The sequence below is a fragment of the Streptomyces sp. NBC_00691 genome (genome assembly GCF_036226665.1).
In the GTDB taxonomy this organism is placed as follows: Bacteria; Actinomycetota; Actinomycetes; order Streptomycetales; family Streptomycetaceae; genus Streptomyces.
On the sequence record NZ_CP109007.1, the window covers coordinates 3,562,212 to 3,576,024 of the forward strand.

Genomic DNA, 13,813 nt, shown 5'->3' on the forward strand with positions numbered 1-13,813 from the left:
GGCCCCGGCACCGGGATCCCCTCGGCCTCCCTCCCACCCCGCCACGAGTGGCGTGATCCCGCCCCTCCCCTTCACCGGAGTGCCCGCGGAGACACGCGTGCCCACCTCGGAGAACACGAGTGGCAGGGGGGTGCACCCCATTTGCAGTCGGCCGAATCGCGCGCCGACACCCCCTCGGTAAGCTGACGGCATGACAGGACAAGTACGCACCGTCGACGGCCGCGTGGCCGGACGACGCGGCCAGGCGACGCGGCAGAAGCTGCTCGACTGCCTCGGTGAGATGCTCAGCTCCTCGCCCTACCGGGACGTCAAGGTCATCGATGTGGCCCGGAAGGCGGGTACTTCACCCGCGACGTTCTATCAGTACTTCCCGGACGTCGAGGGAGCCGTTCTCGAGATCGCGGAGGAAATGGCCAAGGAGGGAGCCGGGTTGACCGAGCTGGTCTCCGGCCGCTCCTGGGTCGGCAAGGCCGGCTGGCAGACCTCCGAGGAACTCGTCGAAGGCTTCCTGGACTTCTGGCGGAAGCACGACGCCATCCTCCGGGTGGTGGACCTCGGCGCCGCGGAGGGCGACAAGCGGTTCTACAAGATCCGCATGAAGATCCTGAACTCGGTCACCAACTCCCTCACGGACGCGGTGAAGGAGCTCCAGGCCAAGGGCAAGGTCGACAAGGAGGTCAGCCCCGCCGCCATGGCCGGCTCGCTCGTGGCGATGCTGGCCGCGGTCGCCGGCCACCAGAAGGGCTTCACGACCTGGGGCGTGAAGCAGGCCGAACTCAAGCCCAATCTGGCCCTGTTGGTGCATCTGGGCATCACCGGCAAGAAGCCGACCAGATAGGCCCACCCCCTCTCCTCCACCCGTCCTGTCGTCGACGCCGACGGCGGCCCGCCCCTCGGACCGCCGTCGGCGTCGCCGTGTCCGGACGAGCCTGCGACACCGCCGCACGGGCACCATCCCCGCGGCCGGTGGTGGCCGCGCCCACGGGGCGGAGGTCACCGGCGGCTCAGCCGGAAGAGCCTGATCTCGCGCTCGATCCGTGCCTGGTACGTGGCGTACGGCGGCCAGAACTCCAGTGCCGCCCGCCAGGCCTCCGCGCGCTCCTCCCCCGCCAGGAGCCGGGCCCGTACGGGGATGTCCTCGCCCTTCCAGTTCACCTCGACGTCCGGATGGGCGAGCAGGTTCGCCGTCCACGCCGGGTGACCCGGGCGCCCGAAGTTGGAGCCGACGAGCAGCCAGCCGCCGTCCGGCTCCGGCATGCAGGCGAGCGGGGTGACCCGGGGCAGCCCGCTCCTCGCGCCCCGCGCGGTGAGCACGACACCGGGCAGCATCTGGGCGCTGAGCAGCACCTTTCCCCTGGTCAGCCGGTGCACCGCCTTGTCCATGGCGGGCACGACGTGCGGCCCTATCCGGGCGAATGTCCTCGTCGAGGACATCTTCTGCATCAGCCTGCGTCCGACCGGCATCTACGCCGCCACCTCTCCGAAGAGTCCGGTCCGTTCCGCCGCGCGGGCGCGGAGCCGCCGCGCGGGCCCGAAGAGCAGTTCGTCGGAGGCGGCCCGCTTGAAGAAGAGGTGCGCCTCGTGTTCCCAGGTGAAGCCGATGCCGCCGTGGAGCTGGATGGACTCGCCCGCGGTGGCGTGGAGCGCCTCCAGGGCGTGGGCGAGCGCGAGCGGCCCGCTGTCGGGCCCGGGTCCGGGTTCCCTGGCCGCGCAGGCGGTGAGGGAGCGGGCGGCCTCGACCTGGACGTACAGGTCGGCGAGGCGGTGCTTGACCGCCTGGAAGGAGCCGACGGGCCGGCCGAACTGTTCGCGGGCGCCGACGTGGGCGACGGTCCGGTCGAGGGCCTCCCCGGCCGCGCCGACGGCCTCGGCGGCCAGCATGACGGCGGCGGCGCGGCCGGTGACGGCGAGCGCGCCGAGGACGTCGGCCGGTTCCTCGCCGAGGAGTTCGGCCTCGGTGTCCCTGAACTGGACGGTGGCCTGGGTCCGGGTGGAGTCCAGGGTGGCCTGCCGGGTGCGGACCAGTCCGGCGGCCTGCGGCGACCCCGCCCGTACGAGGAAGAGCAGGGTGCGGCTGCGGGCGAAGCCTCCGGCGTGGGCGGCGACGATCAGCAGTCCGGCGCTGTGCCCGTCGAGGACCTGGCCGGCCTCGCCGTACAGCCGCCAGGCTCCGTCGACCGCGCGGGCCTGGACACCGCCGGCGCGGCCGCCGCCGGACCAGTCCTCGGCGGTGTTGTCGCCGGTGAGGCCGAGGGCGAGGGCGAGTGAGCCGCCGGGGACGGCGAGGGCGCAGGTCAGGCTGCCGTCGGCGAGCCTGGGGAGGAGCGCGGCGCGCTGCTCGGGGGTGCCGAGGGCGGCGAGGAGCGGGGCCGCGAGGACGCTGGTCGCGAGGAGCGGGGAGGGGGCGAGGGCGCGGCCGGCCTCCTCGCAGGCGAGGGCGAGTTCGGCGGGCCCGCAGCCGACTCCGCCGTACTCCTCGGGGAGGGCGAGCCCGGCGACGCCGAGGGTGCCGGACATCCGGGCCCAGAGGTCGGGGTCGTATCCCTGGGGGGTGGCGGTGGCCGCGCGGTTCTCCTGCGGTCCGGCCCGTTCGGCGAGCAGGGCGCGCAGGGTGCGGCGGATCTCCTGCTGCTCCTCGGTGAGCGGGGCTGCGGGCGAGGCGGCGAGCGGGGCGGTTCCGGCGGCGTGCGCTGCGCTGTCGGCGGCGTCCATGAGACTCCCTCCGTTTCTGACGGTGCGTCATGCTAGGCCCGCTTGGGGCCGGTTGCCAGAGTCGCGCCGGTTCCGTTCACATCAATCTGATGTACCGTCAGATTTATGCCGACCACCGTGCCGACCACCGTGCCGACCGACGCGCCCGCCACCGTGCCGACCACCGCCCGCGCCCCCGGACGCACCACCGTCCGCGGCCCCCGCCGTGTCGCCGTCGCCGGCGTCGCCCTCGCCGACTGCGGCCGGGTCGACGAGGCCACCCCCTACGCCCTGCACGCCCAGGCCGCCCGGCGCGCCCTGGCGGACAGCGGTCTGGACCGCTCGCTGATCGACGGCCTCGCCTCGGCGGGCCTCGGCACCCTCGCCCCGGTCGAGGTCGCCGAGTACCTCGGGCTCCGGCCCCGCTGGGTGGACTCGACCGCCGTCGGCGGCGCCACCTGGGAGGTCATGGCCGCGCACGCGGCCGACGCGATCGCCGCGGGCCACGCGAACGCGGTCCTCCTCGTGTACGGCTCCACCGCGCGCGCCGACATCCGCGCCCGGCGCCGCACCGCGAACCTGTCGTTCGGCTCGCGCGGACCCCTCCAGTTCGAGGTGCCGTACGGGCACACCCTGATCGCCAAGTACGCGATGGCCGCCCGCCGCCACATGCACGAGTACGGGACCACCCTGGAGCAGCTCGCCGAGGTGGCCGTCCGGGCGCGGGCGAACGCGGCGCTCAACCCGGAGGCGATGTTCCGCGACCCGATCACCGTCGACGACGTCCTGGCCGGGCCGATGATCGCGGACCCGTTCACCAAGCTGCACTGCTGCCTGCGCTCCGACGGCGGCTGCGCGGTGCTGCTGGTCGCCGAGGAGTACGTACAGGACTGCCGTACGGCCCCGGTCTGGGTGCTCGGCACGGGCGAGCACGTCTCCCACACCACGATGTCGGAGTGGGAGGACTTCACGGTCTCCCCGGCGGCGGTCAGCGGCCGGCTCGCCTTCGAGCGGGCGGGCGTGACCCCGGCGGACGTGGACCTCGCCGAGGTCTACGACGCCTTCACCTACATGACCCTGGTGACCCTGGAGGACCTGGGCTTCTGCGCGAAGGGCGAGGGAGGGCCGTTCGTCCAGGAGAAGGACCGGCTGCCGGTGAACACGGACGGCGGCGGGCTCTCTGCCTGCCATCCGGGGATGCGGGGTCTCTTCCTGCTCGTGGAGGCGGTGCGGCAGCTGCGTGGGGAGGCCCCGGGACTCCAGGTCCGGCGGCCGGACGGGAGTCTGCCGGAGGTGGCGGTGGCATCGGGCACGGGGGGCTGGTTCTGCTCGTCGGGGACGGTGGTCCTCGGCCGGTCGTGACCCCGGCCAAGAATCTATACAATCGTCATAGACACGCGTGTAGGACATCCGTATAGTCATGTTCGCGGGCAGGGGACCGGCCCGCGGCCACCGACAAGGAGTCCTGCCATGAACAGCACCGCGCACACCACCGCCGGCACCCCCGCGAAGACCGTCCTCATCTCCGGCGCCTCGGTCGCGGGCCCCGCCCTCGCCCTCTGGCTGCACCGCTACGGCTTCACCCCCACCGTCGTCGAGCGCGCCCCCGAACTCCGCACCGGCGGCTACAAGGTGGACATCCGCGGCACCGCGATCGAGGTCTGCCGCCGCATGGGGATCCTCGACGAGATCCGCGCCCGCTCCACCGACATGCGCGGCGGTTCCTACGTCGACGACCGCGGCCGCACCATCGGCGAACTCCCCGCCGACATCTTCGGCGGACGCGTCGAGGAGGACGACGAGATCATGCGCGGCGAACTGGCCCGCATCCTGTACGAGCGGACCCGCGACGACGTCGAGTACCTCTTCGACGACTCCGTCGCCACCCTCGACGAGGACGCCGACGGCGTCACCGTCACCTTCGAGAGCGGCACCGTCCGCCGCTTCGACCTGGTCGTCGGCGCCGACGGACTGCACTCCCACACCCGGCGCCTGGTCTTCGGCGAGGAGAACCGCTTCAAGCGCCACCTCGGCGCGTACGTCTCCATCTTCACCGCCCCCAACCACCTCGGCCTCGACCGCTGGGAGACGTACCACGCCCTGCCCGGGAAGCTCGTCTGCGTCTACAGCTCGGCCGGCGAGACCGAAGCGAAGAACCTCTTCATCTTCTCCTCGCCCGGGGAACTCCCCTACCACCACCGGGACGTCGCCACCCAGCGCCGCCACCTCACCGACACCTTCGCCGGCGACGGCTGGGAGATCCCCCGCCTCCTCGGCCACGCCGCCGACGCCGACGACCTCTACTTCGACTCCATCTCCCTCATCGAGATGGACCGCTGGTCGAAGGGGCGCGTCGTCCTCCTCGGCGACGCCGCCCACTGCTCCTCCCCCGCCTCCGGCCAGGGCACCGGCCTCGCCCTCACCGGCGCGTACGTCCTGGCGGGCGAACTGGCCCGGGCCCGGGGCGACCACCGCGTCGCCTTCGAGCGCTACGAAGCGCACATGCGGCCCGGCGTGGAACGCAACCAGAAGATGGCGGAGGGCTTCGTCAAGGAGATGACCGTCGACTCGAAGTGGAAGATCAAGCTGCGGATGCTCATGGTGCGGACCCTGCCGAAGACCCCCTGGAAGAACCTCATCGCCAAGAAGATCCGCGACGACATCCAGGCGGCGGCGAACGCGGTCCCGCTGATCGACTACCGGGCGCCGCTCGCGGACGCGGCCCCCGCCGCCACCACCGCGCGGCCTACCGTGGCCTCATGACCGACTTCCACCACGCCCTGCGCTCCCTGAAGGTCTGGGACACCGAGCTGCCCGCCTTCGACCCCGCGGGCACCCCGCCCGAGCCGCTCCCCCTCTTCCACGACTGGTTCACCGCGGCGGTCGCCGCCGGCCAGACCGAGCCGCACACCCTCTCCCTGGCCACCGTGGACGAGGACGGCAGGCCCGACGTCCGCACGGTGATGCTGCACGACGCGGACGCGCGCGGCTGGCACTTCGCCTCCCACGCCACCAGCGCCAAGGGCCGCCAGCTCGCCGCCCGCCCCGAGGCCGCGCTCGGCTTCTACTGGCCGGTCCAGGGCCGCCAGGTCCGGGTCAGGGGCCATGTCACCACCGGGACGACGGAGGAGGCGTACGAGGACCTCCATGCCCGCAGCACCGGTGCCCTCGCCTCGGCCCTGGTCGGCCGGCAGAGCGAACTCCTCGACTCCCCGGAGACCCTCGCGGAGGCGAGCGCCCAGGCCTGGCTCCGGGCCCGGGCCGAACCGGACGCCCCCGCCCCCACCTGGACGCTCTACGTCGTCGAGCCGACCGAGGTCGAGTTCTTCCAGGGCGACGAGAGGCGCCGCCACCTGCGGCTCCGCTACCGCCGCACCGACGACGGCTGGACCCGCGAACTCCTCTGGCCGTGACAGCCGTTCGGCCCGCGGCCCTGCGGGCCCGCCGCTAGGCGCCGGCCCCGGAGGCGTACATCTCCTCGATCTCCCGGGCGAAGTCCCGCAGTACCGCACGCCGTCTGAGCTTGAGCGACGGGGTCAGATGGCCGGAACTCTCCGAGAACTCGGCGTTCAGGACCCGGAAGTCGCGGATCGACTCCGCCCGTGAGACGAGCCGGTTCGCATCGTCCACCGCCCGCCCCAGGGCGGCCAGCAGCTCCTCGTCCCGGGCCAGCTCCCAGAGCGCCAGATGGTCCTTGTGCCGCATCCGCCGCCAGTGCGTCAGACCCTCGTGGTCGAGGGTGATCAGGGCCGTGACGTACGGCCGGTTGTCGCCGAGGACCACGCACTGGGCGACCAGCGGATGCGCGCGCAGCCAGTCCTCCAGCGGGGCCGGAGCGACGTTCTTGCCGGCCGAGGTGATGAGGATGTCCTTCTTGCGGCCGGTGATCCGCAGATAGCCCTCCGCGTCCAGCGAACCGAGATCGCCGGTGGGGAACCAGCCGTCGTCGGTGTACGGCACGGCCGCCCCCCGCTGGGCGTCCCAGTACCCGGCGAAGACATGACCGCCCTTCAGCCAGACCTCGCCGTCCCCGGCGATCCGGACCGACGTACCGGGAAGCGGCCAGCCGACCGTGCCGGTACGGGGCCGCCGGGGCGGGGTGACCGTCGACGCGGCCGTGGTCTCCGTCAGGCCGTACCCCTCGAAGACCTCCACGCCCGCCCCGGCGAAGAACTCGGCCAGCCGCGCGCCGAGCGGGGAGCCGCCGGAGATCACGTACCTCACCCGGCCGCCGAGCGCGGCCCGGATCCGCCGGTAGACGAGCGGGTCGTAGAGCGCCCGCGCGGCCCGCAGCGAGAGCGACGGGGCGGCCTCCTGGCCGTAGCGGCGGGCGACCCGGGCCGCCCGGTCGAAGGCGGCGGCCTTGCCGCCCCGTTCGGCGGTGGCCCGGGCGGAGTTGAAGACCTTCTCCAGGACGTACGGGATGGCGAGGAGGAACGTGGGACGGAACCCGGCGAGATCGTCCAGGAGTTCCTCCCCCTCCACCGAAGGGGCGTGCCCGACACGCACCCGGGCCCGCACGCAGCCGATGGCCACCATCCGCCCGAACACATGGGAGAGCGGCAGGAAGAGCAGAGTGGCCGCCGGATCCTTGCTCTCGGAGACGAAGACCGGATGGAGGAGCCGGACCGCGTTGTCGACCTCGGCGAAGAAGTTGGCATGGGTGAGGGCGCAGCCCTTCGGCCGGCCGGTGGTGCCCGAGGTGTAGACGAGGGTGGCGAGGGTCTCCGGGGTGAGCAGCCCCCGCCGGGCGGTGACGGCCTCGTCGGCGACCCGGGCGCCCGCCGTCCGCAGCTGCTCGACGGCGCCGGTGTCCAGGACCCAGAGATGGGCGAGGCCCGGCAGCTGCCGCCGCTCGGCGGAGACGAGCCGGGCCTGGGCCGGATCCTCGACGACACAGGCGGCGGCGCCGGAGTCCTGGAGGATCCAGCGGGTCTGGAACGCGGAGGAGGTGGGGTAGACGGGGACGGTGACGAGCCCGGCGGCCCAGGCGGCGAAGTCGAGCAGCGTCCACTCGTAGGTGGTCCGCGCCATCAGGGCGAGCCGGTCGCCGGGCCGCAGTCCGTGGGCGATCAGGCCCTTGGCGACGGAGTGGACCTGGGCGGCGAAGGCGGAGGCGGTGACGTCGGCCCACGCCCCGTCCGGCCCCTTGCGGGAGAAGAGCACCGCGTCGGGGTCCTGACGGGCGTTGTCGTACGGCAGGTCGGCGAGCGAGCCGCGGCGGATCACGGGGACGAGCGCGGGCACGGACACCTCGCGGACCACCCCGTCCACCAGGGTCTTGTGCGGTTCGACCGGTTCGCTCTCGGACAGGGCGGTGACGACGGACACGTGCGGCTCCTCGGTCTGCGCGATGAACTGAGGTCGTGCGTCGATGAACTGCTCCCGCGCGACGGTGAACCACCGCCGTACGCCGGTACGTTGCGTATCCCGCAACTGCCTGACTAGCCGGTAACCTTACTGCCAGGTAAGGGCCGGCGGGGAGACCAGCGCTCGCTTTTCATGAGGTTCCCCAGACCGGACCACGCGAAGTTCATCAGCGTCGCGGCCGCCTCCCTCGCCGACACCCCCGGGGTCTCGTTGGCCCAGCTCGCCAACGACTCGGCGGACCCGACGAGCGCCTGCGCGAGCGCGTCGACGTCCCGCCCGGTGATCCCGGCACCGCCCGGCGCCTCCCGCGCCGCCTCACCGATCAGCCCCGCGACGAACGCCGTGATCTCCTCCCGCATCCGCGCCGCCTCCCCGGCGAACGGCTCCCCGTGCGTCCGCGCCTGCCGGCTGAGCACCGTCCAGGAGTCCGGATGCTCGGCGGCGAAGGTGAAGAAGGCCATCAGCCCCGCCCACAACCGCTCGTCGGGCGGCACCCTCCGGTCCACGACCGCCTCGGCCACGACCCCGAGCAGCGCCTGCGCCTCCCGCCGGATCACCGCGGTGAAGAGCTCCTCCTTGGAGTGCAGATACAGATAGACGAGCGGCTTCGACACCCCGGCCGACTCGGCGATCTCGTCCATGGACGCCGCCTGGTACCCGCTCCGCGCGAAGCACCGCACGGCCGCGTCCACCATCTGCCGCTCCCGCACGCCCCGCGGCAACCGCCGCGCCTTAGCCCCACCGGCCATGGCGACCCACCCCTGCTCCCAAGATCCCCCGGCTGCCCCGCCGAAAGCCTACGTGCCCCCTGCCCGGACGGGGGCAGGGGGCACGGAGGGTGTGTGCGAGGGAGGTCAGGCCGCGACCGCGACCTTCTCCTGGGTCTCGCGACTGTCGGCCAGGTCGTCGATCGGGGACGACGAGGCGTTCTCGTACGCGGTCAGGTCGAGGATCTTCTCCCGGGCGGAGACGATCACCGGCACCAGCGCCTGGCCCGCGACGTTCGTGGCCGTCCTCATCATGTCCAGGATCGGGTCGATCGCCATCAGGAGGCCGACGCCCTCCAGGGGGAGGCCCAGGGTGGAGAGGGTGAGGGTCAGCATGACCGTCGCGCCCGTCAGGCCGGCGGTGGCCGCCGAGCCGATGACCGAGACGAAGGCGATCAGCAGGTAGTCGCCGATGCCGAGCTGCACGTCGAAGATCTGCGCGATGAAGATCGCGGCGAGCGCCGGGTAGATCGCGGCGCAGCCGTCCATCTTGGTCGTCGCGCCGAACGGGACGGAGAAGGAGGCGTACTCCTTCGGGACGCCGAGGCGCTCGGTGACCTTCTGGGTGACCGGCATGGTGCCGACCGAGGAGCGGGAGACGAAGGCCAGCTGGATGGCCGGCCAGGCGCCCTTGTAGAACTGGACCGGGTTGACCTTGGCGACCGTCGCGAGCAGCAGCGGGTAGACGCCGAACATGACCAGGGCGCAGCCGATGTAGACGTCGGCGGTGAAGGTCGCGTACTTGCCGATGAGGTCCCAGCCGTAGTCGGCGATGGCGAAGCCGATGAGGCCGATGGTGCCGATCGGGGCGAGGCGGATGACCCACCAGAGGGCCTTCTGGAGCAGCTCCAGGATCGACTCGGAGAGCGTGAGGATCGGCTTCGCCCGGTCGCCCAGCTTGAGGGCGGCGATGCCGGCGACGGCGGCCATGAAGACGATCTGGAGGACGTTCAGCTCGGTGAAGGGCGTGATGACGTCCGTCGGGATGATGCCGGTCAGGAAGTCGATCCAGGAGCCTTCGCGCTTCGGCAGCTTGCCGTCCTGCGGGGTGAGGCCGGTGCCGGCGCCCGGGTTGGTGATCAGGCCGATGGCGAGGCCGATGGCCACCGCGATCAGCGAGGTGATCATGAACCAGAGCAGGGTGCGGGTGGCGAGCCTGGCGGCGTTGTTCACCTTCCGCAGGTTGGTGATCGAGACCAGGATCGCGAAGAAGACGAGCGGGGCGACGGCCAGCTTCAGCAGCTGGACGAAGATGTCGCCGACCTGACCGAGGGTCTCCTTCAGCCAGGAGACGTCCTGACTGCGGGCGATCCAGCCGAGCAGGGCGCCGAGGACCAGACCGGCGATGATCTGGGCCCAGAAGGGGAACTTCGGTATGCGCGAGGAAGCGGGGGACCGCTTCTCGGGTGTGGTCGCGGACGCGGACACAGACACACTCCACAGGTGCGTATCGGGCAATACGGGACGGGGGTGCGGCACACACGCGTTTTCACGCGGGCCGCTGCATGATGCCGGGTCAGACCCCGCGGCAACAGACCGCGGACATACAGCGGCACAGATCGACGTGCAGGCGCGCCACGAGCGGGGTGCTCGCGGCATGAGAGGGGCGCACAGCTGTCGTCATGTCGAACACGTTAACACTTGAACTTTGAGAACCTCAAAGCTCTTCTTTGGGGTAGCCCGATCCCCCTTTCGCCTCCGAAACGCAGAACGCCCCAGGCTGGAGCCTTGGAAGCTCCCGCCCGGGGCGGATGATCTGTGAGCAAGCTTACGCGGCCTTTACGGGCGGCGACGGCGTCGGCTAGTCCTCCTGGGACTGGTTCGCGGCCAGGCGGCCCTTCGCGCGGTCGACCCTCGCCACGACTTCGGCGCTCGCCTCGTCGCGCACCTTGCGCAGGAGGACGAAGCTCAGCGGGGCGGAGATGACGATGGAGAGGACGAGGACCCAGAGCAGGTTCGAGTCGCCGAGTCCGCGCGGCAGCGCGCCGACGTAGACGAGACCCCACAGGGCGAGGAAGCATCCGGCGAAGATGCCGAGCCGCATCAGCGTGTAGCGGAGCATGTCAGCCCACTCTTCCGTTCCGACGTTCCGAAAAGTTCCCAAGATCCCATACGGGACAAGAGCCCCTCCAGTGAAGCACGGCCCCGGGGGCACCCGGGGGCCGGGCCTCCCGCCCACCCCGGAGATCCCTCTTGAGCACCGCGAGCGTAATAGCTAAGCTCACCATATGGCCCTTACTTTCGAGGTGGATCCGGCGATCGACCCCGCTCTGCGCGACGGCGTGCTCTCCCTCTGGGCCGATGTCTCCAACGCGGGCGGCGCGGTCGGCTTCGTCCCGCCCGTCACTCCCGACGAGATCCGCCCCTCACTGCTCAAGCACCTCGTGGCGATGAGCGAGGGCGGTACCCGGCTGCTCGTCGGCTTCGACGCGGACGGCACGGTCGCCGCCACCGCGTTCTTCACCTTCAACACCCACCCCCTGATGAAGCACTGGGTGTGGCTCTACACGGTGATGGTCCACCCCCGGCACCAGGGCAGGGGATACGGCCGCGATCTCATGGCCGCGGTCGAGCGGACCGCCCGTACCGGCGCCGGCTTCGAGGACATCGAGGCGGTCCGGCTGACCTGCCGGGGCGGCACCGGCGTCGACGGCTTCTACGCCAAGTGCGGCTACAAGGAGGTCGGCCGCGTCCCCGACGCGATCCGGGTCGCCCCCGGCGACGACCGTGACGACATCATCATGCTGCTGCCCCTGACCTGACCGGACCGGACACAGGATGTCGGGTCCGGGCACCTGACCGCTTCCTACGGTGAGGACAAGGAAAGGGAAGGACGGACCACGTGCTGGAGCGGCTCAACCAGGCACTCGACCACATCGAGGAGCACCTCGTCACGGAACTCCGCGGCGACCTCGACCCGGCCGAACTCGCCCGGATCGCGACGACCTCGGAGCATCACCTCCGGCGCATGTTCTCGGCGCTGGCCGGCATGCCCCTGTCCGAGTACGTACGGCGCAGGCGGCTCACCGTCGCGGGCGCCGAGGTGCTCGCCGGGGAACGGACGCTCCTGGAGATCGCGGTGCGTCACGGCTACGGCTCCGGGGAGGCCTTCGCCCGCGCGTTCCGCGCGGTGCACGGGGTCGGCCCCGGCGAGGCCCGCCGCACGGGAGCCGCGCTCAACGCCCAGCCGCGGATGTCCTTCCGGCTCGTCGTCGAAGGGAACAGCAGCATGCGGTACAGGGTCGTGGAGAAGAAGGACCTCCGGGTCGTCGGGCGGAAGGCCCGCGTGCCCCTGGTCCACGAGGGGGAGAACCCGGCGATCGCCGCGCACATCCGGTCCCTCGGCCAGGAGACGATCGAGCGGCTCGGGCGGCTCTCGGACCAGGAGCCCCGGGGAGTCGTCTCGGCGGTCGTGCACCTGAGCGACAGCCGGGAGGAGGGCGCCCGGCTCGACTACTGGCACGCGGTGGTGAGCGACGCCGAGGTCCCGGCGGAGTTCGAGGTGCTCGACGTGCCGGCCGGCGCCTGGGCGGTCTTCGAGAACGAGGGCCCGCTGCCGGAGGCCGTGCAGTACCTGTGGCGGGACATCTTCACCCAGTGGTTCCCGTCCAACCCGTACGCCATCAGGCCGGGCCCCGAGATCATGAGCATCCACCCGTCGGAGGACTGGAAGACGGCACGGGCGGAGCTGTGGATCCCGGTGGAACACACGGCGGGATGAGCGAAGGGCCGGTGGGAGTCCCCACCGGCCCTTCGCCTCGTCACGAGCGGGTCAGAACCGCATCGCCTGCGGCGTCTCGCGCCGCTCCGCGTCCGGGCCCGGGTACTCGCGGATGATCTCGTACCGGGTGTTCCGCTCGACCGGGCGGAAGCCGGCGTCGCGGATCAGCTCCAGGAGGTCCTCGCGGCCCAGCTTGTTCGGCGTGCCGTAGTTGTCGGCGTCGTGCGTGATCTTGTACTCGACGACCGAGCCGTCCATGTCGTCGGCGCCGTGCTGGAGCGCGAGCTGTGCCGTCTGGACGCCGTGCATGACCCAGAAGACCTTGACGTGCGGCACGTTGTCGAAGAGGAGCCGGGAGACCGCGAAGGTCTTCAGGGCCTCGGCGCCGGTCGCCATGGTGGTGCGCGCCTGCAGCTTGTTGCGGACCTTGCCGTCCTGCATGTCGACGAAGTCGTGCTGGTAGCGCAGCGGGATGAAGACCTGGAAGCCGCCGGTCTCGTCCTGGAGCTCACGCAGCCTCAGCACGTGGTCGACGCGGTGCCGGGGCTCCTCGATGTGCCCGTACAGCATGGTGCTGGGAGTCTTGAGCCCCTTCTCGTGCGCGAGGCGGTGGATCCGGGACCAGTCCTCCCAGTGGGTGCGGTGGTCCACGATGTGCTGCCGGACCTCCCAGTCGAAGATCTCGGCGCCGCCGCCGGTCAGGGACTCCAGGCCGGCCTCGATGAGTTCGTCGAGGATGTCGGAGGCGGACATGCCCGAGATGGTCTCGAAGTGGTGGATCTCGGTGGCGGTGAACGCCTTGAGCGAGACGTTCGGCAGGGCCTTCTTGAGCTCGGAGAGGGAGCGCGGGTAGTACCGCCAGGGCAGGTTGGGGTGCAGCCCGTTGACGATGTGGAGCTCGGTGAGGTTCTCGTTCTCCATGGCCTTCGCGAGGCGCACGGCCTCCTCGATGCGCATGGTGTACGCGTCCTTCTCGCCCGGCTTGCGCTGGAACGAGCAGTAGGCGCAGGAGGCGGTGCAGACGTTGGTCATGTTCAGATGCCGGTTGACATTGAAATGCACCACGTCGCCGTTCTTGCGGGTCCTGACCTCGTGGGCCAGACCGCCGAGCCAGGCGAGGTCGTCGGACTCGTACAGGGCGATGCCGTCCTCACGGCTCAGCCGCTCACCGTCCCGGACCTTCTGCTCCAGCTCGCGCTTGAGCCCTACATCTTTGATGGATGCAGTCATCTCCGGGCGTCTCCCTTTTCTCCGAAATCAGACT

General features: G+C 71.4%; 13 protein-coding genes. 6 read left to right on the top strand and 7 right to left on the bottom strand.

Features of this window, described 5'->3' with window-relative positions:
* Nucleotides 1–190: 190 nt before the first annotated feature.
* Nucleotides 191–838 carry a TetR family transcriptional regulator gene (locus OG392_RS15895; protein ID WP_030315615.1) on the top strand — a complete coding sequence of 216 codons (648 nt, stop codon included), beginning with the start codon at nucleotides 191–193 and terminating at the stop codon, nucleotides 836–838.
* A gap of 155 nt (nucleotides 839–993) precedes the next feature.
* Here OG392_RS15895 and OG392_RS15900 read toward each other — a convergent pair whose 3' ends face one another.
* Nucleotides 994–1,464 (bottom strand): nitroreductase family deazaflavin-dependent oxidoreductase, encoded by a 471-nt coding sequence (locus tag OG392_RS15900; protein WP_329279838.1) that lies wholly within the window; start codon nucleotides 1,462–1,464, stop codon nucleotides 994–996.
* Nucleotides 1,465–2,712 carry an acyl-CoA dehydrogenase family protein gene (locus OG392_RS15905; RefSeq protein WP_329279840.1) on the bottom strand — a complete coding sequence of 416 codons (1,248 nt, stop codon included), beginning with the start codon at nucleotides 2,710–2,712 and terminating at the stop codon, nucleotides 1,465–1,467. It abuts the gene before it with no gap.
* Between the two features lie 105 nt (nucleotides 2,713–2,817).
* On the opposite strand from OG392_RS15905, the gene OG392_RS15910 reads away from it, so the two are divergent.
* The 3 genes from OG392_RS15910 to OG392_RS15920 all read left to right on the top strand — a co-directional run bounded on the left by OG392_RS15910 (nucleotide 2,818) and on the right by OG392_RS15920 (nucleotide 6,104).
* On the top strand, nucleotides 2,818–4,053 hold the full coding sequence (locus OG392_RS15910; protein ID WP_329279842.1) for a thiolase C-terminal domain-containing protein: 1,236 nt from the start codon (nucleotides 2,818–2,820) through the stop codon (nucleotides 4,051–4,053).
* A gap of 108 nt (nucleotides 4,054–4,161) precedes the next feature.
* Nucleotides 4,162–5,454 carry an FAD-dependent monooxygenase gene (locus OG392_RS15915; protein ID WP_329279844.1) on the top strand — a complete coding sequence of 431 codons (1,293 nt, stop codon included), beginning with the start codon at nucleotides 4,162–4,164 and terminating at the stop codon, nucleotides 5,452–5,454.
* A complete protein-coding gene (locus OG392_RS15920; protein ID WP_329279846.1) occupies nucleotides 5,451–6,104 on the top strand; it encodes a pyridoxine/pyridoxamine 5'-phosphate oxidase in 654 nt (217 codons plus the stop codon). Before OG392_RS15915 ends, OG392_RS15920 begins: the two co-directional genes overlap by 4 nt.
* Nucleotides 6,105–6,138: 34 nt before the next feature.
* Here OG392_RS15920 and OG392_RS15925 read toward each other — a convergent pair whose 3' ends face one another.
* From OG392_RS15925 to OG392_RS15940, 4 genes are all read right to left on the bottom strand, one after another.
* Nucleotides 6,139–8,004: an AMP-dependent synthetase/ligase gene (locus tag OG392_RS15925; RefSeq protein ID WP_329287304.1), complete on the bottom strand. Its 1,866-nt coding sequence runs from the start codon at nucleotides 8,002–8,004 to the stop codon at nucleotides 6,139–6,141.
* A gap of 131 nt (nucleotides 8,005–8,135) precedes the next feature.
* Entirely contained in the window at nucleotides 8,136–8,810 is a 675-nt protein-coding gene (locus OG392_RS15930; RefSeq protein WP_329279848.1) for a TetR/AcrR family transcriptional regulator, read from the bottom strand.
* Nucleotides 8,811–8,915: 105 nt separating this feature from the next.
* Nucleotides 8,916–10,256: a dicarboxylate/amino acid:cation symporter gene (locus tag OG392_RS15935; RefSeq protein ID WP_329279850.1), complete on the bottom strand. Its 1,341-nt coding sequence runs from the start codon at nucleotides 10,254–10,256 to the stop codon at nucleotides 8,916–8,918.
* Between the two features lie 373 nt (nucleotides 10,257–10,629).
* A complete protein-coding gene (locus tag OG392_RS15940; protein ID WP_329279852.1) occupies nucleotides 10,630–10,890 on the bottom strand; it encodes a DUF4229 domain-containing protein in 261 nt (86 codons plus the stop codon).
* Nucleotides 10,891–11,056: 166 nt separating this feature from the next.
* On the opposite strand from OG392_RS15940, the gene OG392_RS15945 reads away from it, so the two are divergent.
* Together OG392_RS15945 and OG392_RS15950 are read left to right on the top strand one after the other, a co-directional pair.
* Nucleotides 11,057–11,590 carry a GNAT family N-acetyltransferase gene (locus OG392_RS15945; RefSeq protein WP_329279854.1) on the top strand — a complete coding sequence of 178 codons (534 nt, stop codon included), beginning with the start codon at nucleotides 11,057–11,059 and terminating at the stop codon, nucleotides 11,588–11,590.
* Between the two features lie 80 nt (nucleotides 11,591–11,670).
* Nucleotides 11,671–12,549 carry an AraC family transcriptional regulator gene (locus OG392_RS15950; protein WP_329279856.1) on the top strand — a complete coding sequence of 293 codons (879 nt, stop codon included), beginning with the start codon at nucleotides 11,671–11,673 and terminating at the stop codon, nucleotides 12,547–12,549.
* Between the two features lie 51 nt (nucleotides 12,550–12,600).
* Here OG392_RS15950 and mqnE read toward each other — a convergent pair whose 3' ends face one another.
* Nucleotides 12,601–13,779 carry an aminofutalosine synthase MqnE gene (mqnE, locus tag OG392_RS15955; RefSeq protein ID WP_055600340.1) on the bottom strand — a complete coding sequence of 393 codons (1,179 nt, stop codon included), beginning with the start codon at nucleotides 13,777–13,779 and terminating at the stop codon, nucleotides 12,601–12,603.
* Between the last annotated feature and the right edge of the window lie 34 nt (nucleotides 13,780–13,813).

Excerpts from the sequence above, each read along its gene's own strand:
- OG392_RS15915 (WP_329279844.1), top strand. The coding sequence starts at position 4,162 with ATGAACAGCACCGCGCACACCACCGCCGGCACCCCCGCGAAGACCGTC.
- OG392_RS15900 (WP_329279838.1), bottom strand. The coding sequence starts at position 1,464 with ATGCCGGTCGGACGCAGGCTGATGCAGAAGATGTCCTCGACGAGGACA.
- OG392_RS15930 (WP_329279848.1), bottom strand. The coding sequence starts at position 8,810 with ATGGCCGGTGGGGCTAAGGCGCGGCGGTTGCCGCGGGGCGTGCGGGAG.
- mqnE (WP_055600340.1), bottom strand. The coding sequence starts at position 13,779 with ATGACTGCATCCATCAAAGATGTAGGGCTCAAGCGCGAGCTGGAGCAG.
- OG392_RS15905 (WP_329279840.1), bottom strand. The coding sequence starts at position 2,712 with ATGGACGCCGCCGACAGCGCAGCGCACGCCGCCGGAACCGCCCCGCTC.
- OG392_RS15895 (WP_030315615.1), top strand. The coding sequence starts at position 191 with ATGACAGGACAAGTACGCACCGTCGACGGCCGCGTGGCCGGACGACGC.
- OG392_RS15910 (WP_329279842.1), top strand. The coding sequence starts at position 2,818 with ATGCCGACCACCGTGCCGACCACCGTGCCGACCGACGCGCCCGCCACC.
- OG392_RS15945 (WP_329279854.1), top strand. The coding sequence starts at position 11,057 with ATGGCCCTTACTTTCGAGGTGGATCCGGCGATCGACCCCGCTCTGCGC.
- OG392_RS15920 (WP_329279846.1), top strand. The coding sequence starts at position 5,451 with ATGACCGACTTCCACCACGCCCTGCGCTCCCTGAAGGTCTGGGACACC.
- OG392_RS15940 (WP_329279852.1), bottom strand. The coding sequence starts at position 10,890 with ATGCTCCGCTACACGCTGATGCGGCTCGGCATCTTCGCCGGATGCTTC.